This window comes from Chryseobacterium sp. G0162, from assembly GCF_003815715.1.
Taxonomy (GTDB): domain Bacteria; phylum Bacteroidota; class Bacteroidia; order Flavobacteriales; family Weeksellaceae; genus Chryseobacterium.
Map to the genome: position 1 here is coordinate 4,393,532 of NZ_CP033922.1, position 23,562 is coordinate 4,417,093.

General features: G+C 36.2%; 15 protein-coding genes. 14 read left to right on the forward strand and 1 reads right to left on the reverse strand.

The window, feature by feature from the left end:
• Positions 1 to 139: 139 nt before the first annotated feature.
• The 12 genes from EG344_RS19600 (at position 140) to EG344_RS19655 (ending at position 20,618) form a co-directional block, all read left to right on the forward strand.
• The gene (locus EG344_RS19600) at positions 140 to 1,762 is read left to right on the forward strand and encodes a T9SS type A sorting domain-containing protein (RefSeq protein ID WP_123911037.1); all 1,623 of its coding nucleotides are present in this window, start codon (positions 140 to 142) and stop codon (positions 1,760 to 1,762) included.
• Positions 1,763 to 1,775: 13 nt separating this feature from the next.
• Entirely contained in the window at positions 1,776 to 5,204 is a 3,429-nt protein-coding gene (locus tag EG344_RS19605) for a hypothetical protein (protein ID WP_123911038.1), read from the forward strand.
• Positions 5,205 to 5,211: 7 nt separating this feature from the next.
• Entirely contained in the window at positions 5,212 to 8,595 is a 3,384-nt protein-coding gene (locus EG344_RS19610; RefSeq protein ID WP_123911039.1) for a DUF6443 domain-containing protein, read from the forward strand.
• A 586-nt stretch (positions 8,596 to 9,181) separates the two neighbouring features.
• Complete coding sequence (gene purB, locus EG344_RS19615; RefSeq protein WP_047096071.1) at positions 9,182 to 10,609, forward strand: adenylosuccinate lyase; 1,428 nt, start codon at positions 9,182 to 9,184, stop codon at positions 10,607 to 10,609.
• A gap of 47 nt (positions 10,610 to 10,656) precedes the next feature.
• Positions 10,657 to 11,634, forward strand: a complete 978-nt coding sequence (locus tag EG344_RS19620; RefSeq protein WP_123911040.1) for a WG repeat-containing protein — start codon at positions 10,657 to 10,659, stop codon at positions 11,632 to 11,634.
• Positions 11,635 to 11,649: 15 nt separating this feature from the next.
• Entirely contained in the window at positions 11,650 to 13,077 is a 1,428-nt protein-coding gene (locus EG344_RS19625) for a serine hydrolase (protein ID WP_123911041.1), read from the forward strand.
• Between the two features lie 178 nt (positions 13,078 to 13,255).
• Complete coding sequence (locus EG344_RS19630; RefSeq protein WP_123911042.1) at positions 13,256 to 16,951, forward strand: phosphoribosylformylglycinamidine synthase; 3,696 nt, start codon at positions 13,256 to 13,258, stop codon at positions 16,949 to 16,951.
• Positions 16,932 to 17,345 (forward strand): ribonuclease inhibitor, encoded by a 414-nt coding sequence (locus EG344_RS19635; RefSeq protein WP_123911043.1) that lies wholly within the window; start codon positions 16,932 to 16,934, stop codon positions 17,343 to 17,345. The genes EG344_RS19630 and EG344_RS19635 overlap by 20 nt, the downstream gene beginning before the upstream one ends.
• A gap of 11 nt (positions 17,346 to 17,356) precedes the next feature.
• Positions 17,357 to 18,808, forward strand: coding sequence for an amidohydrolase family protein (locus EG344_RS19640; RefSeq protein ID WP_123911044.1), 1,452 nt, complete (start codon positions 17,357 to 17,359; stop codon positions 18,806 to 18,808).
• Positions 18,809 to 18,903: 95 nt separating this feature from the next.
• Positions 18,904 to 19,533 carry an SGNH/GDSL hydrolase family protein gene (locus EG344_RS19645; protein ID WP_123911045.1) on the forward strand — a complete coding sequence of 210 codons (630 nt, stop codon included), beginning with the start codon at positions 18,904 to 18,906 and terminating at the stop codon, positions 19,531 to 19,533.
• Complete coding sequence (locus EG344_RS19650) at positions 19,533 to 19,877, forward strand: gamma-glutamylcyclotransferase family protein (RefSeq protein WP_123911046.1); 345 nt, start codon at positions 19,533 to 19,535, stop codon at positions 19,875 to 19,877. The genes EG344_RS19645 and EG344_RS19650 overlap by 1 nt, the downstream gene beginning before the upstream one ends.
• 282 nt (positions 19,878 to 20,159) lie before the next feature.
• Positions 20,160 to 20,618, forward strand: coding sequence for a GyrI-like domain-containing protein (locus tag EG344_RS19655; RefSeq protein ID WP_123911047.1), 459 nt, complete (start codon positions 20,160 to 20,162; stop codon positions 20,616 to 20,618).
• A 108-nt stretch (positions 20,619 to 20,726) separates the two neighbouring features.
• Here EG344_RS19655 and EG344_RS19660 read toward each other — a convergent pair whose 3' ends face one another.
• On the reverse strand, positions 20,727 to 21,080 hold the full coding sequence (locus EG344_RS19660; RefSeq protein WP_123911048.1) for a diacylglycerol kinase family protein: 354 nt from the start codon (positions 21,078 to 21,080) through the stop codon (positions 20,727 to 20,729).
• Positions 21,081 to 21,332: 252 nt separating this feature from the next.
• Between EG344_RS19660 and dnaN the strand changes: the two genes are divergently transcribed.
• Both dnaN and EG344_RS19670 read left to right on the forward strand, forming a co-directional pair.
• Positions 21,333 to 22,463 (forward strand): DNA polymerase III subunit beta, encoded by a 1,131-nt coding sequence (gene dnaN, locus EG344_RS19665; RefSeq protein ID WP_123856442.1) that lies wholly within the window; start codon positions 21,333 to 21,335, stop codon positions 22,461 to 22,463.
• 234 nt (positions 22,464 to 22,697) lie between these two features.
• Complete coding sequence (locus EG344_RS19670; RefSeq protein WP_123911049.1) at positions 22,698 to 23,528, forward strand: AraC family transcriptional regulator; 831 nt, start codon at positions 22,698 to 22,700, stop codon at positions 23,526 to 23,528.
• The last annotated feature ends 34 nt before the right edge of the window (positions 23,529 to 23,562 follow it).

Consider the following 23,562-nt stretch of genomic DNA (forward strand, 5'->3'; position numbering starts at 1 on the left):
CATAAAAATGTAATGAAATTCCATAATTCATTACAAATATTTAGTGTTAAATCACATAGATATGATTTGTGCTAACGAAAAAAAGTTAAATTTGCGCGAATTTAAAAACCTAATCATTAAACTCAAAAACAACACGGGAATGAAAAAAATTTATCTCGGTGCATGTACTGTATGCACGGTTCTGGGTATGTCTGCTCAGGAAGTACTCTGGCAGAAAGACATCCAATCCACTACCCAAGATTTTCTAAGTCAGGTGACTACGACCATCGATCAGCAGTATCTTATTACAGGAAGCTCTATACAGAGCGACAAACTCCAACAAGGCAATAAACAGAACAACGGTTATGATTTCCATTTGATAAAATTGAATCAACAGGGAGAAGAAGCTTGGGAAAAGTATTTCTCAGGACAAAATCATGACTATTTATCTGCAACGGTAAGTACTCAGGATGGCGGATTCCTTTTAGCCGGAACTTCTTATTCAGGAAAAGGACTCGATAAGAAAGATGATTCCAAAAGTGGTTCCGATATCTGGCTCATCCGGATCAATGAATTCGGTGATGAATTATGGCAGAAAACATTGGGTACTTCTTCTGATGAGGAAGCTAAATCTGTTATTCAAACGACAGACTTAGGCTTTTTTGTCGCCGGAAATGTCCAGAACTCTTCCAAAGGCTATGGTTCTAAAGATGTCTGGATAACCAGACTCGACAAAGAGGGTAAAGAACTTTCTCAATTGATATTAGGCGGAAAAGGCTTAGACGAAGTCGAAAAAATGATTCCAACGAAAGACGGTGGAGCTTTATTAGGAATATATTCAAGAAGTTCCGAGGTTCGTGATATGGGTTCAGGAGCTAGAACCCGCGAAGAGAAGTCTTTAGGTGAACAATCTGTTAGTCCAACAGCCATTAGCCAAAAGCCAAAAGCCAGCAGCAACTTCGGCGAAGGCGACTACTGGATTGTCAAACTGGATAAAAATGGAAAAGTAGAATGGGAAAAGAACTTTGGAGGTAAGGGAGACGACCATATCAGAACTTTGGCTTTAATATCAAACGGTTATGTTATTGGTGGTGAATCCCGATCAGAACGATCAGGAAACAAAACAGTAGGTATTGAAGAAGGTACGGATCTATGGCTGATTGCATTGAATGAAAGAGGCGATGAGCAGTGGCAAAAATCCTACAATTTCAAAAACCGTGATATTCTGATGGGAATGAGTGTGATTCATTCTGCAGATGACAAGTCTTCAAAAGGAATTTTACTTGGAGGTTACACTCAAGCAGAAGGAAGAATACAAAAAGATGATGAGACCTTCTGGATGCTGTATTTAGATGGTAACGGAAATGAACAGTGGAGAAAACATATAACAGGAGAATCCCGACAAAAAGAGGAAAGACTTTCAGATTTAAAGCTGAACAGAGATGGTTCTATTGTGTTAGCCGGAACCAGTGCTAAAGAACTAGGGAAAGAAAACTGGAAAATCGTAAAACTGGGCGACAAGCAGGTGAGTGATCTGATTGCCAAATATGAAATGAAGATCTATCCGAACCCGGTATCCGATTATGCCTATGTAGAAATCGGCTTTGATTTCAAAGAAGCAGATATTATGCTGTATGATATGAGCGGAAGACAGCTTCAGAACTTCAAAACCAAAAACAGAGTGACCAAGATGAATACCCAGGCTTTGGTACAAGGCGCTTACTTAGTAACCATAAAAACAGATAATAACAAAACAGCGAATGCAAAGCTGATTAAGAAATAAAAAAACATTAATCATGAAAAAGAATATAACCAGTTTGTTTTTCTGCTTATCATTAGGCACAGCAGTAGCACAAACTACAGGAAGTAAACCATCAACACTTCCTAACATTATACCTCCTTCATCGGAGTCTTATAAATTAGGAGCCTTTGGAAATATCCCTGTCAGCCTGTTTACGGGAAATGCCAATGTAGATATTCCAATAACAAGCTTTCAAACCAAAAACATCAGTCTTCCTATTAAGCTCAATTACTATTCCAACGGAATAAAAGTAGATGATATGAACGGTTCTACAGGACTAGGTTGGAATCTTATTTCAGGCGGGGTTATTACAAGAGTTATCCGGGATGTCCCTGATGAAGAACATCTGACCAATGTAACAATTCCAACCAATATTGATGCCTTAGGCCCCTATCATCCTACTGTTATGCAATTCTTTCAGGATGCGGCCAATGATGATGTAGATACAGAACAGGACCTCTATATGGCAAGTTTTGGCGGAATGCAGATTAAATTTGTCTTTGACAGAAGAGGGATGCCTGTTGTTTATTCTCAAAAAGATGTTATTATTGAAGGGAGAAGCGGAGGCCCATCTTTTACGATTACAACAGATGACGGGATGAAATTTTATTTTACTGATCAGGAAATGACTTCCAACCGTACTGCCGGAGCTGGGCATTCTTTGATATCTATTTCTTCTACAGCCTGGTATCTTACAAAAATAGAAGATGTATCCACCGGTGAAATTGTATTTATTGAAAATACGGATGGCGGTTATACTACTACGATAAGCCAGTCTCAAACATTGTCTTATACTTCTCCTAATGGAGGGGCTATGTATTCTTCCTGCGGTAATGGGCCATTTATCATGTATCCTACTGTAAGCCCTCTTATCAGCCATAACCAGACTGTCAATGGAAAACAGATCAAAAGAATTTACAGCAATAATCCAGCTTATGGGGAAATTATTTTTGATTATCTGCAATCAGGAGGTAGCGATGATTATAAAAGGCTTCAAAAAATAACCAAAAAAGTAAATAACAGTACTATTAATAATGTTGCGTTAAATTATAGTTTGACAGGAAACAATAGGTTGTTTCTTTCCTCTATCGTAGACAATGTCTTAAATACTACTTATGGATTTGAATACAATCAGCCTGATAAATTCCCTCCAAGACTTGCCTTTAGCAGAGATAGCTGGGGATATTATAATGAGGTCAATAGTAATACGAATCTGGTTCCACGGATTGAAAAAGTATCTGCATGGAGCTCCTATACAGGAGCAGGAACAGGTGTAGTACCTGAGAAAACAGCTATCGGGATCTTAAAAAAGATTATTTATCCCACCAAAGGATCTACAGAATTCTTCTATGAAAATCATACGAGAATAGATAAAAACGTGCTGCTAGCTCCGGCTGAAACAAGGGGTGTTCAAATAAAGGCTACTACTGATGAAGATGCCACAAATGTAATAAGTACAGTGACATTTACACCTATTAAAACTGAGGAGATTCGGTTGGGAGGCGGGGCTTCATTTAACGTTCCAGGTTGTGATGCTTCTGCTGAAGTTCCTAATAAGCATAGAGCAGTAGCTACTTTGACTAAAGCAAATGGCCAGGCGGTAGAGTTGTATTCCAAAAATTCATCAGGAATCCTCAACAGTATAGGAACTTCGGCTCCCTTTCCTGCCACGGCTGGAAGCTTTTATGCCCTTGTTAACAAAGATGAACCACTGACGCTTAAATTGCGGACTATATTTTTCTGTGTACGTTCCACCGTTGCTGCTACCTATTCCTACAAAGATGCTGTGTATGGTGATAAGGAAGTACCTATCGGTGGATTACGAATAGCCAAGATTGTAGATACAACAGAAAATGGGGTGGCAACTACCAGGAAGTTTCTTTACCGGGATTTGAATGAAGAGACAACTCAGGCTGTTGTTTTGAGAACTCCCGAATTTCAAGAACAGCTGGATTTTTATAAAACCTGTTATGTCAATAATCCGCATACTGGTGGTAGTGTTCCTGTTGGAGTGGAAAAATTCCCCTATTACACAATAACTTCCACTAACATCAATCAGCTTTATGCTACCCATCCGAATGTATTTTACAAAACAGTTCAGGAGATTACAGAAGGGAAGTCCAATATTATTCATAGCTATTCTGCTGCTTCGGATGATTTCGGAAAAGTACTATTAGGAAATAATATCAGGAACTCAGTGTGGTCAAACTTTGGGTGGAAAAATGGAAGGGAGCTTTCAACAAGATATTTGGATGGCAATAATAAACTGGTACGAACTGTCGAAATGAACTATGAAGAAGATCAAAACAGGAAATATCAGGTAGATGGTTTTTCTATCAGAAAGAACTATGAAAACCCTAACCCTAAGAATGTTACCTATACCTGTACTGGGCAGGATATTACAACGACCATTCCATTTACCATGTGCTCAACCAATCATTCGCATTATTATATTACTACTGACGCGTATAAGAACTGCCATGCTATTGGTGCCAATAATGTGACCACGGAATATAAGGGCAGATGTTTTGGGCTTCAGGAAGGACAAGTAGTAACATTTGATGAGCAGTTGGATAACCTTGATATTGTACAATATAAAAATATCTCCCATTTTGAATATTTAAAATCTCAGAAAACTACAGATTATATTGATGGGACTGCCATGAAGACAGAAACCGAATATTTCTATAACAACCCCAAACATAGTCAGTTAACAGGGAAAAAAACGATTTTTCCAGACCTGTCTTCTACAGAAGTCAATTATGATTATGCCCATGAGAAAAACAACCCGTTATTAATCAGTAAAAATATGGTGGGTATTCCTTTGGAAACCAGGGAGCAGCAAACCAATGAAAACATTACCAAATTAACTTCCCGCGAAGAAACTATCTACCCTAATGCCCTGCCTGATGCAGTAACAGGAAATCTGGCACTTCCATTATCGGAATATTCTTTTGATAAGCTGAACCCTTCTCAATCCTACAAAGATGTAAGTTTTGACAAGTATGACGAAAATGGGAATATTGTGAAGTACACCACCAATGATGGGACTCCTGTCACTATAGTCTGGGGTTACAAAAAGACAAAGCCCATTGCTAAGATTGTAGGGGTAATATATAATTCATTAGATAATGAGATTGCAGATATTGTAGCCAAGTCAGATGAGGATGCTGCTGATCCTACAAAAGAGGGCGCCCTGCTTTTGGCTTTAGATAATTTTCATCAATTAGGATTGGTTGTAACTACATATACCTATGATCCATTGATTGGAGTAACTACGATAACACCACCTTCAGGGATCAGGGAACAGTATCTTTATGATACAGCTAACCGTTTAAAAGAAATTCAGGTCAGGGAACGGGATAATACAGGTAATTATGTTGTTAAGACCATTAAAGAATTAAAGTATAACTATAAACAGTAAACACATTATGAAAAAAATACAATTACTAGGTGTGCTGTTTACAGTTTCAGCGGCCTATGCTCAAAGTACATCCGAAAATTATATACTGTCCAAAACCTGCCTGAGTGGTGATTGCATAAAAAAAACAGAAACCGTTACCTATTTTGATGGGTTGGGGAGAGCGAAACAGATTATAGAAGTAAAAGCGACAGCTACAGGCAAAGATTTGGTGACTCCAATTACCTACGATGCTTATGGAAGACAAACAAAGGATATTCTTCCGGTACCTGCCAATTCTCTCAATGCTGCCATTCATACTGGGATTATTAATGAAAATACCGCTAATTCTTACTATGGTGTTGCTAATGCGTATGCCGAAAAAGAGATTGAAAACTCTCCTTTGGACAAAGTACTGCAGCAGGCCCATCCTGGGGATGCTTGGAAAATGGGGGGAGGCCACACTGCTCAATATAAATACCAGGTCAATGGATCAGGGGAAATAAAGAAATTTACAACCAATACTGCTACAAACACTGTAGGAACAATTAGTAATACAGTGTCATCAATTCCTACAGTAGGTTTTTACAATCCCGGAGTTTTATACAAAAACACCGTGACGGATGAAGATGGAACTCCTGTGATCCAGTTTACCAATGGCCGCGGGCAGGTGTTGTTGATACGACGTACAGACGGTACACAGAATGTTGATACCTATTATGTCTACAACGAGTATGGACAACAGGTATTTGTTATTCCGCCTAAAGCAGTACAGCAAATTGAACAGAACAATAATACGGTGACACAGAATATTTTAGAAACGCTTTGTTATCAGTACCGTTACGATGGAAAAGGGCGGCAGGTAGAAAAGAGGTTACCAGGAAGAGGGGATTGGGAATCTGTGGTTTATGATGGTGCTGACCGTCCTATACTTTCACAGGATGTCAATCTGAAAAATAAAGGACAATGGCTGCTTTCTAAATATGATCGTTTAAACAGGATTGTTTATACCGGAATACTTTCTGGTGGAAGCAGAATAGACATGCAAAGCCAGATTGGAGATCAGATAATCAACGAAGAAACTATAGTAGGTGGATTTACTAAAAATGGCCAATTGGTATACTATACCAATAATTTTCTTCAAAATTTCAGTACAATTCTGACGGTTAATTATTACGATTTTTATCCCCGGGATCAGAAAGAACCAATTCCTTCCAAGATTCTTGACCAATTTGTGATTACATCTTCAAAGTCTTTAAATGGAGGAATAAATACATTGACTTTGCCCACAGCCACTTATGTGAAAAATATTGAAGATGACAGCTGGACCAAAACCTATTTCTACTATGATACCAAAGGAAGAAAAATTGGTGAAAGAAGCTGGAACCATCTGGGTGGGTATACTAAAACAGAGTCTAAACTGGATTTTTCAGGAAAGCCATTAGAAACTTATACCTATCATCTGAAAAGTCTGGGCAGTACGATAGTAACTATTAAAGAAACGCTTATCTATGATGGTCAGAACCGCCTTCTAAAACATTATCATCAGGTGAACACACAGCCTGAGGAACTTCTTGCTGAAAATACCTATAACGATGTTGGCCAGCTTATAAATAAAAAAACTGGGAATACAACCGGCACACCATTAGAGTCTATAGATTATAACTACAATATTAGAGGATGGCTTACCAGAGTTAATGACCTAACTAATTTAAACGGGAAGCTTTTTGCATATGAGATCAAATACCAAAACCCTTTCTATTCCAATGTTTCTGCTGGGAAATACAACGGAAATATTGCAGAGATGGACTGGATAAGTGCTGATAATGGGAAGCTGAGAAGATACAATTATCAGTATGATAGCCTAGAAAGATTAAAAAATGGTATTTATTCTGAACCTAATACTACTGTACCACAAAATAACTATTACAATGAGACCTTAAGCTATGATCTAAACGGAAATATCCTGAATCTCAAAAGGAACAGATTTATTGAAAATCTGGGAGTAGAATTAATGGATAACCTCAACTATATTTATACGGGAAACAGACTTAATAAAGTAGATGATATTTCAGGAAACTATGGAGGTTATCCAAGTTTTTCAGGCAATCCTATAACTTATGATAGCAATGGGAATATGACAAGCCAGATTGATAAAGGAATGTTGCAGATTGACTACAATTACCTCAATCTTCCGAACTACATTAAATTTGACCAAGAATATGAATCTCATGATGGGGTAACTACCCATTTCGTTAATACAAAATACTTTTACAAAGCTGATGGAACCAAACTAACGAAGATCCATACCTATGGATCAGGAAGATCCAATATGGAAACTACTGATGTTACAGATTATCTGAATGGGTTCCAGTATACTAACAATGAATTAAGCTTTGCTCCAACTTCAGAAGGGTATTTTGATTTTAAAAAGAATACTTATATTTACCAGTATAAGGATTTGGTTGGAAATATCAGGCTTGCTTATTATAAAGGGACTGGTGGTAGCCCGGTAGTAGACAGGACAACTCATTTTTATCCTTTTGGGTTAGAATTTGGAGGGGAACTAAATACTTTCAATTCAATCACATCAGATTATAGTTATTCCTCTCAGGGACAGGAAAAGCAAAGGGAGACAGGATGGAGTTCTTACCGCTGGAGAAATTATGATTCTGCTTTGGGGCGATTTTTCAATGTTGATCCATTAAGTGAGAAGTATAGCACCTGGTCTCCCTATGCATTTAGTGGAAATAGAGTTGTTGATGCAAGAGAATTAGAGGGGTTGGAACCTTTAGAGATAAATAAAACTACTAGGAATTTAATTATAGTTAATCAAGGTTATGTAGGTAATCCTCTAAAAGGAGCTACACAAGCTCAAAATCATGCTAAAACTAATAAGGATGGAGGTATTGATTATGATGGTATAGGAGTTATTAATAATCTAAATAGTGCGAAAAATCAAGTAGGAGTATTTGCTTCTTCAAGTGGAAAAGAGACAAAGGCTGATATTTTGTCTAGTATAACAGCTTTTAGAAAGCAAAGTCCCAATGGTAAATTAATTATGGTTGGACATAGTATGGGAGCAGATAACTTAGTAGAGCTGGCTAACGAAAATCCAAATATTAAAATTGATTTATTATTTACTTTAGATATTGCCGATGATCCTACAAAAGGATTTGATGATGACAAAATTCCGTCAAATGTTAAGACTGCAATTAATTATTATAATAAAAATGATGGTTTTATGGGAATGGGAATAGGTGGAGAAGATATAGAGGCTAAGGATCCTTCTAAGACAAAAATTTTGAATGTTCCAGTTAATGCTTCTCATACTCAAATTGATAATAAATACAAATACAATGCTTATAATGCAGTTGTTAAAGAGTTAAATAAACCCGATAAGAAAAAGGATTAATGAAAAATAAAAGAAACCCCATAATTATTCAAATAATAAATATTTTATATTTTTTAATAATAATATTTTTTAATAATAATTTTGATTTTTTAAATACCATAAACGCTAAAGTTGTTTCATTTTTAGTAGGGATTTTACTTTCTCTATTTTCTATGTTATATATTGTTAGAGATAAAACAAATTATAAACGGTTATTTTTATTGATAAATACGTCACTAATTTTAATATATCTATATGAGGTATATTTTTATTTAGCAATAGATAATTCATAAGATTTCTGAGCTTCCGCTGGCGTGAGCGTCTCGCTCGTGTCGATAGATAAAAACAAACCCATCGTTTTTTTGCGGTGGGTTTTGTATTACAAAAATTGCTTCAAGTCTCCGAATACTTTCTTCATGCTACCAAATCCTTTCACATGCCACACAAACTCTTTGTGTGGGAAAATAATAATAGCCATTATGATGTAAAATGAATAAGAACTTTTCAAAATTTCCCTTACATCATCACTACAAAAAATCATAAAACCAACATTTTCATCTCTCACTGAAAAATCGTATTTTTGTGCATCTAAAAAGTAAAAGAACGAATGAATTCCTACAAAAATCCATTGGAAGAGCGCTATTCCAGTGAAGAAATGTTGTTTAATTTCTCACACAATAACAAATTCCGTACCTGGAGAAAGCTTTGGATCGCTTTAGCAGAGATCGAAAAAGACTTAGGGCTTGAAATTACAGACGAGCAGATCGCTGAATTAAAAGCTAATGCTGAAAATATCGATTTCGATAAAGCAGCAGAATACGAAAAGAAATTCCGTCATGATGTAATGGCTCACGTTCACACCTATGGAGATGTGGCGCCTTCAGCAAAGGGAATAATTCACTTGGGAGCTACTTCAGCTTTTGTAGGAGACAATACAGATTTAATTCAAATCCGTGACGGACTTTTAATCTTAAAGAAAAAGTTGGTGAACGTAATGAAGAATTTAGCAGACTTTGCGATTCAGTACAAAGATCTTCCAACTTTAGGATTTACACACTTCCAACCGGCTCAGTTAACAACAGTAGGAAAAAGAGCAACCCTTTGGTTACAAAGTTTGGTTCTTGATATCGAAGAATTAGACTTCTTCTTAGAAACCCTTCGTTTCAGAGGAGTAAAAGGAACTACAGGGACTGCTGCAAGTTTCCTTGAACTGTTCAACGGAGATTATTCAAAAGTAAAGCACTTAGATAAAGAGCTTTCAAAAAGATTCGGATTCGAAAAAGTGTTCGGAGTTTCCGGACAGACTTACGATAGAAAGATTGATGCGAAAGTAGTAGCTTTATTAGGAAACATCGCTCAGTCAGCTCATAAATTCACAAACGATTTACGTTTACTTCAGAACCTTAAGGAAATTGAAGAACCATTCGAGAAAAACCAGATCGGTTCATCGGCAATGGCGTACAAGCGTAATCCAATGAGAAGTGAAAGAATCGGAGCATTGGCAAAATATGTAATGTCTTTAACGACAAGTTCTGCAATGGTAGCTTCTACACAATGGTTTGAAAGAACATTGGATGACTCTGCAAACAAGAGATTAACCATTCCTCAGGCATTCCTTGCTGTAGATGCAATTCTATTGATCTGGAATAATATCATGAACGGAATCGTTGTATATCCGAACAGAATCAACAAGCATATCGAAGAAGAACTTCCTTTCATGGCAACAGAATATATCATCATGGAAGAAGTGAAAGCTGGTGGTGATCGTCAGGAAATTCACGAAGTTATCAGAGTTCATTCTATGGAAGCTTCCAAGAAAGTGAAGGAAGAAGGAAAAGAAAATGATTTGATCGAAAGAATCTTAAACGATGATTCTTTAAAATTAGATAAATCGAAATTAAAAGAAGTTTTAGATCCTAAGAACTTTATCGGGTTTGCACCGATTCAGACGGAAGAATTCGTCAAGAATGAAGTGCAGCCGATTATAGATCAAAATAAAGACTTAATAGGATTAGAAGCTGATCTTAAAGTATAAAACAATATGCAGCCTTTTGGGCTGCATTTTTTATTTTAAACCCAACCATGAACAAAGTCCTTTTATTGATTACCTTAATTCCTGTACTGGCTTTCTCTCAGAAGAAAGACGTTTTGAGGTATTTTAAATCCAGAGATTCTTTGATTGGAGTCAAAAACCAGGCTGGAAAGATCATCATACCAGCAGAATTTAAAGATTATACCGGAATTAAAGAAGGTGAATTGGTAAAAGACGGGATAGAGAATGAAACTATTCTCTTTGCTGGTGGGAAAAGAGATGAAAAATATGAAAAAAATGCCTTTGGATATGTTTACGACAGAAAAGGTAATTTTTTATATAAACCTTATTTATATGATAACGGAGCAGACTATTTTTCAGAAGGTGTCAGAAGATTTGTGAAAAATGGGAAAATAGGCTTTGCAGATAGAAACGGAAAAATAGCCATTCAGCCTGAACATGATTTTGTCTCCTCTTTCAATTATGGATATGCATCCTTTTGTAATGGATGTGATTGGGAAAAAACAGAAGATGAACATCGAAGTATAGTGGGGGGAACTTGGGGAATACTGAACGTTAAAGGCGAAACAGTTCAGCCACTTACTAAATATTCTGAGAAAGACGTTAATATTGATGGAAAATACTATCCATATCCATTTCAATATAATAAAAAGGAGGAGAAAATCCTTCAATTTTTTGAAAAATACAATAAAACAATCTCAGACGTTCATTATGTTAATGTATATAATGAGTTATCTGAAAAAGAAAAAAAACTTCTTTTTGAAATTGTAGAAAGACCCCAAAAAAACTTTCCCTATTATCAAGTGAATACCTATGATTATCAAAAAATAAATTTAGGATCATTCGATGACTTGAAATTTTTCGTGTCTGAAGATGGAAAAAGTATTTATATCTTAAATTATGAAGATAAAATGATTTCTTTCGAAGAATGGTTGAAAAATGAAATACAACAAGCAGAACAATATCAGAAAGAGCACCCTAATAACCCAAACAAATTCAAAAAATAACCATAATTAAATCTCATGAGAAAAAGTATATTTATATGCATTCTTACTTTGGCATTCGTAAAAAACCATGCACAAAGTGAAAAAGCGGTCTACTCAATTATAGAAGCTAATGCTCAGAAGATTGCAAAAGATTCCAAAGCTTATTCTGTTTCAATCGGAATTATCAAAGACGGAAAAGTGTATACGAAACACTTTGGTGAAATAGATAAAGGAAAAGGGAATAAAGCAGATGATAATACCTATTTTGCCATAGCTTCTGTTACTAAACTTTTTACTGGACAATTGTTAGCTCAGGCGGTTCTTGAGGGAAAAATAAGTCTGGATGATGATATACGTAAATACCTGAAAGGGGCTTATCCCAACTTAGAATATAATGGAGTTCCTATAACAGTTCGTAATTTAATTTCTTATGAAACGGCCTTGCCTAGAAATCTCCCTATTGATGATGAGCTGAGAAAAAACATGACCGATGAAACTCCTTTTCTTTACGAGAAGCTCAACGAAGGATATACAAAAGAAGACTTTAAAAAAGACCTGGCAAGTGTCAAATTGGATATGAAGCCGGGAACAAAATATAAATACAGCAATTTGAGCCTGGAATTGGCTGGTCTTATGTTGGAAAATATATATGGGAAAAGTTACGAAACCATTTTAAAGGAAAATATCTTTTCAAAAAACGGAATGAATCATACCAAACTGGAACTTGGAAAAGATGAAGCTCAAGCCAATGGGTATCACGAAAATTATAGACTGATGCCGGTTTCAACAAGTCTTCTGTGGGGATCCGGAGGTTCAAAAACAGAATCTACTTTAGGAGATATGATGAAGTTTTTAAAAGAAGAACTGGATCCCAAAAATAAAATAGTACAGGAATCTCAAAGGAATATTGACAACAGTAAAGAAGGCTGGTATGGCTATTTGTGGGATAAACATTTTATTACCAACAATGGAAGAAGAGGATTTAAACATGGAGGATCGTATGGAACAAATACCCTGTTTACGATATTTCCAGAACTGAATATAGGGATTTGTATGATGGTGAATATCAATGGACCCAAAACATATAGCACACTTTATAGTGGTACTACAAGTTTGGTGGAAGATCTGATCTCAACTTCAGATAAAAAACAGGTATATGGATATTCTGTAAAGGGCGATAAAGTGGTTTTCACTTATACTCATCCTGTAAACTTAAATGCAGCTCTTCTTCATACGGTATCCATTGCAGGGAGTTTTAACGACTGGGATTCCGAAAATAAAGAGTTTCAGATGATAAAAAAGGATAAAAACCGTTATGAACTGGAGATTCCGGTGTCTCGATTTGAAAAGGGGAAGACCTATTCTTTCAGATTTGTATTGAATAAAGAAGAATGGATGGAAGCTCCTAAAAATGCATCCAATAATGATGGTACCAAAGATAATAACCTTGCATTGGTTTTATAACAAAAAGATTGAGGTTAAAGAAAGTAAAAAGAGTAAATTTGTACACCGTAATATTGGGAGATGATCCCCTAAAGAGAATCTATATAGAAAGAACAGAAAGTAACAATCTGGTGTAGGTGCTCTGAAACTCAGAAAAAGTAAAAGAAAAATAAATCTAATATTAAAAATCTGACATCTAATGTCTAATAACAAAAGAATTTTCGTAGAAAAAAGAGGAATTTTCGATGTTGAAAGTCCAAAAATTTTTGATGAAGTAAAAGCAGTTGTTCCGGCAATTCAAAGTGTGAAAGTCTACAATGTGTATGACATTTTTAATTTGAATGACGGGGAATTCGAAAAAGTAGTGAACAATACTTTTGTAGACCCTGTTACTGATATTTTACATACAGAAAACCCTGCAAAAAGCATTTATTTCGGGATGGAGTTCCTGCCTGGTCAATACGACCAGAGAGCAGACTCTGCACAACAATGTATTGCTTTATTGACAGAAAATGAAAAATCAAAAGTAAGAAGTGGAAAGCTGATCGAATTTGTAGGAGTTTCAGAAGCTGATTTGATGAAAATCAAAGACCTTTTGATTAATAAAGTAGAGTCTCAGGAAAAAGATCTGTCTGTATTGGATATTCCTGCTGATGAAACACCATCAAAAGTATTAATCCACGAAAATTTCATCAATTTCAATGATGCTGAACTTGAAAATTTCTATAATAATCACGGTTTTGCACTAGGCTTAGATGATCTGAAATTTATTCAGGAGTACTTTAAAACTGAGGAGAGAAATCCTACGGAAACAGAATTGAAAGTATTAGACACGTACTGGAGCGATCACTGCCGTCACACGACTTTCGAAACAGAATTGTCAGACATTCAGTTTGAAGGAGACTTTAAACATACATTGGAGACCATTTTCAATGATTATATCGAAAAAAGAAAATTCTTAGGCCGTGAGCTGAAGCCGATCTCTTTAATGGACCTGGCAACAGTTTGTGGTAAATATTTCCATAAAACAGGGAACCTTGACAACCTTGTGATTTCTGATGAGATCAATGCTTGTACCATCCAGATCGAAGCAGAATACGATGGTAAAAAAGAACCTTGGTATTTATTATTCAAGAACGAAACACACAACCACCCAACGGAAATTGAACCTTTTGGAGGGGCATCCACTTGTTTAGGAGGAGCGATCAGAGATCCGTTATCCGGAAGATCTTTCGTATTCCAGGCAATGAGGTTAACAGGAGCTGCGGACGTTTTAGAATCAGTAGACAAAACATTACCAGGAAAATTACCTCAAAAGACTATTACAAAACAGGCTGCCAACGGATATTCATCTTATGGTAACCAGATAGGTCTTGCTACCACAATGGTTTCTGAAATCTATGATGAAGGATACAAAGCCAAAAGAATGGAAGTAGGTTTCGTTACCGGAGCCGTTCCTGTGGATTGGGTAAGACGTGAAAAGCCTGCCAACGGTGATTCTATCATTATTTTAGGAGGAGCAACAGGTCGTGATGGAGTAGGAGGAGCAAGTGGAAGTTCAAAAGAACAGGACGAAACCTCTATTCATACCATGAGTTCTGAAGTACAGAAAGGAAATGCAGTAGAAGAACGTAAGATCCAAAGACTATTCAGAAACCCTGAACTGACAAGATTGATCAAAAAATCAAACGATTTTGGTGCGGGAGGTGTTTCTGTAGCGATCGGTGAAATTGCAGACTCTTTAGAAGTAAATCTTGATGTATTACCTTTAAAATATGAAGGATTAAACGGAACAGAACTGGCTATTTCCGAATCTCAGGAAAGAATGGCGGTTGTAGTAGATCCGAAAGACAAAGAAAAGTTCATCAAATTCTGTGAAGCTGAAAATATTGTAGCGGTAGAAGTGGCAAAAGTAACAGATTCAGGAAGAATGCAGATGTTCTGGAAAGGAGACAAGATTGTAGACCTTTCAAGAGCATTCCTTGATACCAATGGATGTTCAAAATCTCAGGAGGTAAAAATCAACCACCTTGAAGAAGTAAAAACAGAAACTAAGGCATTCAACGAAGAAAACTTCCTGAATACCTTAAAAGATAAAAACGTAGCTTCCCAAAAAGGATTATTGGAAATGTTTGATTCTTCAGTAGGAGGAACAACCGTTGCGATGCCTTTAGGTGGGAAATACCAGCAAACCCTAATGGAAGGAAGTGTGCAGACACTACCGATTTTAGGAGCAAAAGATATCAAAACAGTATCTTTAGCAAGCTGGGGATTTGATGCTGAAATTTCTAAGCAAAACTCCTTATTAGGAGCATCTTATGCCGTAGTGGAAAGTGTTGCTAAGATTGTTGCGATGGGAGGTGATTATAAAAATATCAGATTAAGCTTCCAGGAATATTTCGAAAAGCTGGGGCAAGCACCTGAAAAATGGGGTAAACCTTTAGCTTCACTTTTAGGAGCTTATGATGCACAGATCAACCTTGGATTAGCAGCGATTGGTGGTAAAGATTCCATGAGTGGAACCTACCAGGATCTGAATGTACCTCCAACATTGATTTCTTTTGCATGTGCGAATGGAGAGAAACAAAATATAATTTCTCCTGAATTTAAAACAGCAGGAAATAAAGTCTATTTCTTCAATCACATTGCTCAGGAAAGTGGTCTTCCAAACTATGATGCTTTAAAAGAAGTGTACACATTCATCTTTGAGAATATCAAATCTGGAAGAATTGTTTCTGTAAAAACAGTAAAAGATGGTGGAGTAGCAGTAGCATTGGCAAAAATGAGTTTCGGAAACAGATTAGGAGCTGAAATCAATGCTGATGAAAATACTCTATTAGCTAAAAATATAGGTAGCTTACTTATTGAAGCTAAAGAAGAATTAAGCAACGCATCTCTTCAGCTAATCGGAGAAGTAAAAGATTCTGGTATTTTAAAGATCAACAATCTCGAAACCCAAATCACGAATCTTGAATCTGCTTACACAGGGACATTCGAAAATCTTTTCCCAACAGTAGAAAAAGAAAAGCTAACGGTTGAAATTGATGAAAAATCAAACTCAATCAACCCAAGAAATATCATCATCAAAAAACACGGAATTGCTCAGCCAAAAGTATTTGCTCCGGTATTCCCAGGAACGAACTGTGAGTATGATACTTTAAATGCATTCCAGAAAGAAGGTGCTGTGGTAAGTAGTCTACCTTTAATTAATATTAGTCATCAACTATTGGATGAAAGCATTGATGCTTGGGTAGAAGAGATCAGAACTTCTCAGATCCTTGCATTCTCAGGAGGTTTCTCTGCAGGTGATGAGCCTGATGGTTCTGCAAAGTTCATCGTTAACGTTTTAAAGAACGAAAAGATGAGAAATGCGGTACACGAATTACTAGACAGAGACGGTATGATTATCGGGATCTGTAACGGTTTCCAGGCTTTGGTTAAATCGGGACTGTTACCTTACGGAAGAATTAAAGATCTCGATGAAAACTCTCCGACATTGGCTCACAACGCCATCAGAAGACACATTTCTCAGATGGTAACGGTAAAAGTAGTAAACGATGAAAGTCCATGGTTAAAAGGGATGAAAGGTCAGACTTTCACCATTCCGATTTCTCACGGAGAAGGACGTTTCATGGCTTCAGAAGAAGAAATCAAGAAGTTATATGAAAATGGACAGATCGCAACGCAGTACATTGATTTCGATGGAAACATTGCTCACGGAATGCCATTCAATCCTAATAATTCATTGTTTGGAATTGAAGGAGTGACCAGCCCATGCGGAAAGATCTACGGAAGAATGGGACACCCGGAAAGATTTACGGAAGGTCTCATGAGAAATATACCAACCGCGAATTATCATAATATATTCAAAAACGGTGTTGAATACTTCAAATAACAATACAAGAAAAATGATCGTCATTCATGGCGGTCATTTTTTGTCTTTAGACGGTTTCTATGAAGAAGCTTCTAATGTATTAATGAAAGGTACAGATTGGAAAATAGGAACCCTTGATGGCTTTGATGATATTCTCTACGGCGGTTTCGGAGTCTTCGAGAATAAAGAAGAAATTGAAATCGTGTGGAAAGAATCACAAAAATCAAGGGATGATTTAGGGCTAAAAGCTACTCAGGAATTTTATGAAAACAAAATCAGACAGGGAAAACCATTCAATATACAACTGATGCAGCAAAAACTTGATGAATTGAGAGCTGGAAAGGGACAGACATTGTTTGAAATTTTGATCCAAATTATATCGTCACATAAAAATATTACACTAATTTTAGATTAAATATCTGCACAATGATGGACAATTTAAATACCCTGAAAAATAAAGGACTGACCTTATTAACTATTTTTTATTTTGCATCAACTAATTATGTTCATGCCCAAAAAACGGTGAATAACTCAACATTATCTTCATTGGTCAATGTACAGGCAGATACCCTGGCTATTACGAATGTAAAGATAGTAGATGGTACCGGTAAGCCTGCAAGAACAGATCAGAATATGATCATTATTAATGGTAAAATTGCCAAGGTAGGGAATTCATCATCTGTAAAAATACCTAAAAAGGTAAAAATAATCAACGGACAGGGAAAAACCCTGATTCCGGGAATGATCATGATGCATGAACATCTGTTCTATGGAAAGGCGGTAAGCCCATATTATCTGGCCCTGCAGATGCCGGTATCCTTTCCTCAACTCTATCTGGCCGGCGGTGTTACCATGATGCGTACTGCAGGAAGTGTAGAGCCGCAAACAGACCTTACCTTGAAAAAATGGATCAATACCGGGAAAATCGCCGGACCGAATATCGATGTTACAGGTCCTTATATTGAGCGTGAAGGTCTTATGGTTCCTGAAATATTAGCAATTGAATCACCTCTTACAGCTGAGAAAATGGTGAATTATTGGGCAGATATGGGCTGTACTTCTTTTAAAGTTTATATGAATATCACCAAAGAAGATCTGGCAGCTACCATAGCCGCTGCACACAAAAGAAATATTAAGGTAACAGGTCATTTATGCTCAGTTACCTACAGAGAAGCTGCTGAGCTTGGAATAGATAATCTTGAGCACGGCTTTTTTGCCAGTACGGACTTCATTGCTGATAAAAAAGAAAATAAGTGTCCTGGTAATGCGAATGCTTCTTTGACCCGGTTACCGGTGGATAGTAAAGAAATGAAAGAGCTGATGCAGTTCCTGATTAATAAAAAAGTGACCATAACTTCTACATTACCTGTATTTGAACCTTATACCGAAAGAGAAGTTATACCTGGAGGAGGGGAGGTTGCTTTGGCAGCGTCTGTCTTGGAAAACATCAAAAAAAATTATGATTTGGTTGCAGGTAAAGATGTTGCCTATGCTGAACTCTTTAAGAAACAAATGGCCTGGGAGAAGCAATTTGTAGCCATGGGTGGAAGATTGACTGCCGGAAGTGACCCCACTGGAGCGGGAAGGGTAATTCCAGGCTATGCCAACAGACATTCATTAGAATTGTTGACAGAAGCTGGCTTTAGTTTTCCGGAAGCTGTAAAAATCACCTCATTGAATGCAGCCGAATATCTGGGAATTGAGAAAAAAACAGGAACTATTGAAGCAGGAAAAGATGCAGATCTGGTACTTATCAGTGGAGACCCGGAAAAAAATATAAAAGAAGTTCTGAATACGGAAATCGTATTCAAAAAAGGGATTGGTTACGATTCTAAGAAATTATTTGAACAGGCTGCTGGTAAAGTCGGACTGCACTGATTGATGTTTAATGTAAACAAGGCATATATCGGTTCTGAATACCGTAATAAATGATTAATATTGCAAAGCTGTGATTTAGAACTCAGCTGGGAAAAATGAAAAAAATTGTGTACGGACTGTTCTTTGGGGACAGTATAACCTATGGAGAATATGATGGTGTTTTTGGAGGCTGGGTAGATATTCTGAAGAGATATGCTCTGCAAAAATTCCATGAAGGAAATGGTGACGAACTGATTCTATTCAATTTAGGAATCGGTGGCGAAACTACAGAAGGTTTGTTGAAGCGAATGCCTACAGAATTAAGGGCAAGAAACGCTGCTGATGGAAATTTAGTTTTCATAAGTTACGGAGCCAACGATCTTGCGATAAAAGAAAAGGTTCAGATCGTAAATCCTGAACAGTTTAGAAATAATATCATCACAGCTGTTCAGAACGCTCAACAGTTTTCCAAAGATATTTACCTGGTGAGCATTCTTCCTATCTCCAAAAATATAGATGGAATAGTGGTAGGTTCAGGAAAATTAAGATCAAATGAGGAGGTGATAGCTTATAATGATATTCTCAAGAGCATTGCAGGAGATTACTCTTTAGGTTATATTGATTTTCATTCAGCATTGTTCAAAGACAAAGAGATTTTTCTGTCCGCAGACGGAGTTCATCCGAATGAAAAAGGTTATGGAATGATGGCCGAAATTGCAATTCCAATCATTGAAAAGTATTTATAATGCCTTATTTATTTTCTTACGGAACCTTACAGAAAGAGCAGGTTCAGCTCGAAACATTCGGACGAATTTTACAAGGTGAAAAAGACACCTTATCCCAATATAAATTAGGAATGCTTGAAATTACAGACCCTGAAGTATTACGAAAAAGCGGTCAAAAATATCATCCTGTCCTGGAGTTCTCAGGCAGCATTGATGATGAGGTTGAAGGGATGTTATTTGATGTGACCGAAGCAGAAATTCTTCAGGCGGATGAGTATGAAGTAGATGATTATAAAAGAATTGAAACCATTTTTAAATCAGGAAATAAAGGGTTTATTTATGTGGCGGCATCCTCTCGAACGTAAAGTAGATCTGTTTTTACATGCAAGATCAAATCATATATATAAAACATGTCAATATCAATAGAAACGGGCTTTAGCCCGTTTTGTATTTAAAAACAAATCCATAGGCTTTAGCCAAAACATAAAAAATCTGCCTGATCGGCAAATCTGCGAGAATTTTAAGAAATATGAAAAACTATTTATTCGTTATCATCAGCAATAATTATCCAAAGTTTCAAAAATCTCTCCTGACAAACAGTTGTCACAACGCCTTTCTATCTTTGTCCTACAACAAAAAATTAAGAAATGAACAACGTGAAAATTGAACCTTTTAAGGTAATCGGTATTGCAGTAAGAACAACCAACGAGAATGAACAGGCGGCAAAGGATATTCCGGTATTATGGGAAAAATTGATGCAGGAAAATATATTGGAAAAAATTCCTAATAAAATAGACAATACCGTTTATTCAATCTATACAGAATACGAAAAAGACCATACAAAACCGTATACTACACTGTTAGGATGCAAAGTTGAAAACCTTGATCATATTCCCGAAGGTATGATTGGGAAATCTTTTGAGGGTGGCAATTATGTGAAGTTTACGGCAAAGGGCAATCTTGCAGAAGGTTTAGTCATCAATGAATGGTTTAAAATATGGAATATGGATCTGGATAGAATGTTTACCGCTGATTTTGAAATGTATGGAGAAAAAGCGCAGAATCCAGCTGATGCAGAAATAGATATTTTGATTGCTGTGGAGTAAAACTCAAAAAACTAAGATACCTGTCTTTATAAACATTTAAATGGAAGACCTGAGACATGACATTCTCCTTCTTCGGAGGGTGGTAAAATCAAAGATTTTACGGGGTGGTTAAAAAAAATACTTCCAATATACCAGAACCCCAATAATCACAGAAGCGATGGCTATGAGTACAACTGCACCGGCTGCTATATCCTTGATAAATCCGATTCTTTTGTCAAAATCAGGTTGAATGATGTCACATATCTTTTCGATAGCTGTGTTGAAAATTTCAGCGCTTAAAACAGCTACAGATGCCATAATAATTAAAGCTGCGTCAGCGTAAGTAAGCTTTAAATAAAAAATAAGGAAGAGATTAATGAAGAAGGCAAGAAGCTCAATCTGAAAATTTCTTTCCGTTTTAATCATGATAAAAACACCCCGGAAAGCATTCAGAAAACTTTTATAGAGAGGAGGTTTTTGCATGTTTTTTTACTTTATTTCAACAAAGATAGCTTTTGTATTTTGATTGTTGCCGTTAATCTGTTATATTTGGATTATTAAGATTAAAATATATTCAGTGGTCAATATTTGAGATAAAAATATACCACTATGGAAACCAGAACGTAATATCGGGTCTGAAACCCCATTGACGATCTTTGTTAAAAACTCGTCGGGAATATTCTTTTCTTTGTTGTATGTATTTATTATATTTGTAGAAACTTATTTTATAAATCTATGAAATTTATTATTTCAAGTGGTGAACTGCAGAAGGCGTTGCAAACTGTAAGTGGCGTAATATCAAGCTCTCAATCGAGACCGATTTTAGAAAACTATCTTTTTGAATTAGACGGAAATAATGTTACCATTACAGCATCTGACGGCGAGACAACTCTTGTAACTTCTCTGGAAGTAAAGTCTGATGACTCAGGTAAATTTGCTGTTCCTGCTAAAATTTTTCAGGATTTTATCAAGACATATGGAGAACAGCCTTTAACATTTGTTGTAAAGGACAATGCGGAAGGAACTGGAAGCCAGCTTGAGATTTTAGATGAAAAAGATAATTTCGCAGTAGCATTAGATAACGCTGATGACTATCCCGAATTGCCAGAATTCGACGCTTCTCAAAGCGTGGTAATGCCGGCTGGAGTATTGTCTGAAGCCTTAACCAATACATTATTTGCCACCAGTAACGATTCACTTCGTCCGGTCATGACAGGAGTATTATTCCAGTTTACAGAAAACGAAACCAATTTCGTTTCTACAGACTCTCACAGGCTTGTTGTTTACAAAAGAGCAGACCTGATGAATGCTGAACCAATGGAGTTTATCATGCCTAAAAAACCTTTGAATATTTTCAAAAATATTCTGGCAAGCTCAAATGAAGATGTGAAAATCGACTTCAATGAGAATATGGCTAAATTTACTTTTGGTAAGCACATATGGATCTGTAGACTGATTGATGGTAAATATCCAAACTATACAGCGGTAATTCCTAAAGAAAACCCGAATGTATTGACCATAAACAGAAACCTTTTATTAGGAGCAATCAAGAGAGCATCCATCATGTCTAATAAATCTACCAACCAGGTAAGATTCAAGCTTTCAGGAAATATTCTTCACCTTCATGCAGAAGATACTGAATATGCAAACAAAGCAGATATGCAGATTCCTTGTGATTACAACGGAGAAGATATCAACATTGGATTCAGCTCTAAATTTTTAACTGAAATGTTGACAATCCTTGGATCTGATGATATTACAATGAAAATGTCTCAACCTAACAGACCGGGAATCATTGAGCCACTTGATGGTCTTGAAGAAAACGAAAATATTTTAATGTTATCAATGCCGGTAATCGGGTTATAAGATTAAAATAACAAATATTAAAAGCTGGAGTGATCCGGCTTTTTTTGTTTTCAGAACGTATTTTCAAACCTTACCCCAAGCTTAATTAAGATCAACTTGTTGATTCCATCTTTGCTCCCTGAAATCTACAGAACTATGATAAAAAACTTTGCGTTAAAAACAACCTCACAACCACACATATTATTACATTTTCAGAAAAAATAACGTTATTTGTGTAGGATTACAACTCTCATTATGGATGTGACAATACAATCTTACTCTTCTTCGGATTTTCTTTCAGAATTTACTACTGAAAATTATACTGTGATGATATGGAACGGAGAAGGGATATTTTCTGTGGATGAAATCAATTACCCTTATAATGGTTATCATATTCTGTTTCTTTCCCCTTATCAAAAGTTGAAACTGATTTCGAATACCGATGAGAACATTCAAATGCTGTTTTTTCATGGTGATTTTTACTGCATAGAATATCATAAAGAAGAAGTGGCATGTAATGGACTTCTTTTCAATAATATCTATTTGAATCCCAGTATAGAACTTTCAAAAGAGAATTATGAATATATCTTAGAGCTTTTTAACCATATTAAAAAAGAAGAATCTGAGAAACACCAATTTTCACAATCCATTATTAAAACTTATATCCAGTTGATTCTTGCTATTGGCAGTAAACAAAAAAGCGGGATTGAAAATAGCTCAGTAATCAACGAAAAGTTACCCAATAAGTATGCTGCAGAATTTCAGAAATTGCTCGAAGGTAACTTTAAAAATGAAAAAGAGCTTTCATTTTATAGTGATAAACTCAACATTACGAATAATACTTTAAGTAAGGTTGTCAAAAAAGAATTTGGAAAGACCCCTAGTCAGCTGATGAATGAGAGAGTTATTCTTGAATCTAAAAAGCTTCTTCATTTAACGTATCGATCCATAAAAGAGATTGCCTCAGAATTAGGATTTGATGATGAATTCTATTTCAGTAGGTATTTCAAAAAAACAGTGGGCTGTTCCCCAAAACAATACCGGGAAAAAGTGGGCATTTCTATAGTGGCAAAAATGTCCATGTAATATCCTGAAATATCTATGGTAGGGCCGTAGGCAT

Coding starts and splice junctions, on each gene's coding strand:
- EG344_RS19600 (WP_123911037.1), top strand. CDS start 140: ATGAAAAAAATTTATCTCGGTGCATGTACTGTATGCACGGTTCTGGGT.
- EG344_RS19605 (WP_123911038.1), top strand. CDS start 1,776: ATGAAAAAGAATATAACCAGTTTGTTTTTCTGCTTATCATTAGGCACA.
- EG344_RS19610 (WP_123911039.1), top strand. CDS start 5,212: ATGAAAAAAATACAATTACTAGGTGTGCTGTTTACAGTTTCAGCGGCC.
- purB (WP_047096071.1), top strand. CDS start 9,182: ATGAATTCCTACAAAAATCCATTGGAAGAGCGCTATTCCAGTGAAGAA.
- EG344_RS19620 (WP_123911040.1), top strand. CDS start 10,657: ATGAACAAAGTCCTTTTATTGATTACCTTAATTCCTGTACTGGCTTTC.
- EG344_RS19625 (WP_123911041.1), top strand. CDS start 11,650: ATGAGAAAAAGTATATTTATATGCATTCTTACTTTGGCATTCGTAAAA.
- EG344_RS19630 (WP_123911042.1), top strand. CDS start 13,256: ATGTCTAATAACAAAAGAATTTTCGTAGAAAAAAGAGGAATTTTCGAT.
- EG344_RS19640 (WP_123911044.1), top strand. CDS start 17,357: ATGATGGACAATTTAAATACCCTGAAAAATAAAGGACTGACCTTATTA.
- EG344_RS19645 (WP_123911045.1), top strand. CDS start 18,904: ATGAAAAAAATTGTGTACGGACTGTTCTTTGGGGACAGTATAACCTAT.
- EG344_RS19650 (WP_123911046.1), top strand. CDS start 19,533: ATGCCTTATTTATTTTCTTACGGAACCTTACAGAAAGAGCAGGTTCAG.
- EG344_RS19655 (WP_123911047.1), top strand. CDS start 20,160: ATGAACAACGTGAAAATTGAACCTTTTAAGGTAATCGGTATTGCAGTA.
- EG344_RS19660 (WP_123911048.1), bottom strand. CDS start 21,080: ATGCAAAAACCTCCTCTCTATAAAAGTTTTCTGAATGCTTTCCGGGGT.
- dnaN (WP_123856442.1), top strand. CDS start 21,333: ATGAAATTTATTATTTCAAGTGGTGAACTGCAGAAGGCGTTGCAAACT.
- EG344_RS19670 (WP_123911049.1), top strand. CDS start 22,698: ATGGATGTGACAATACAATCTTACTCTTCTTCGGATTTTCTTTCAGAA.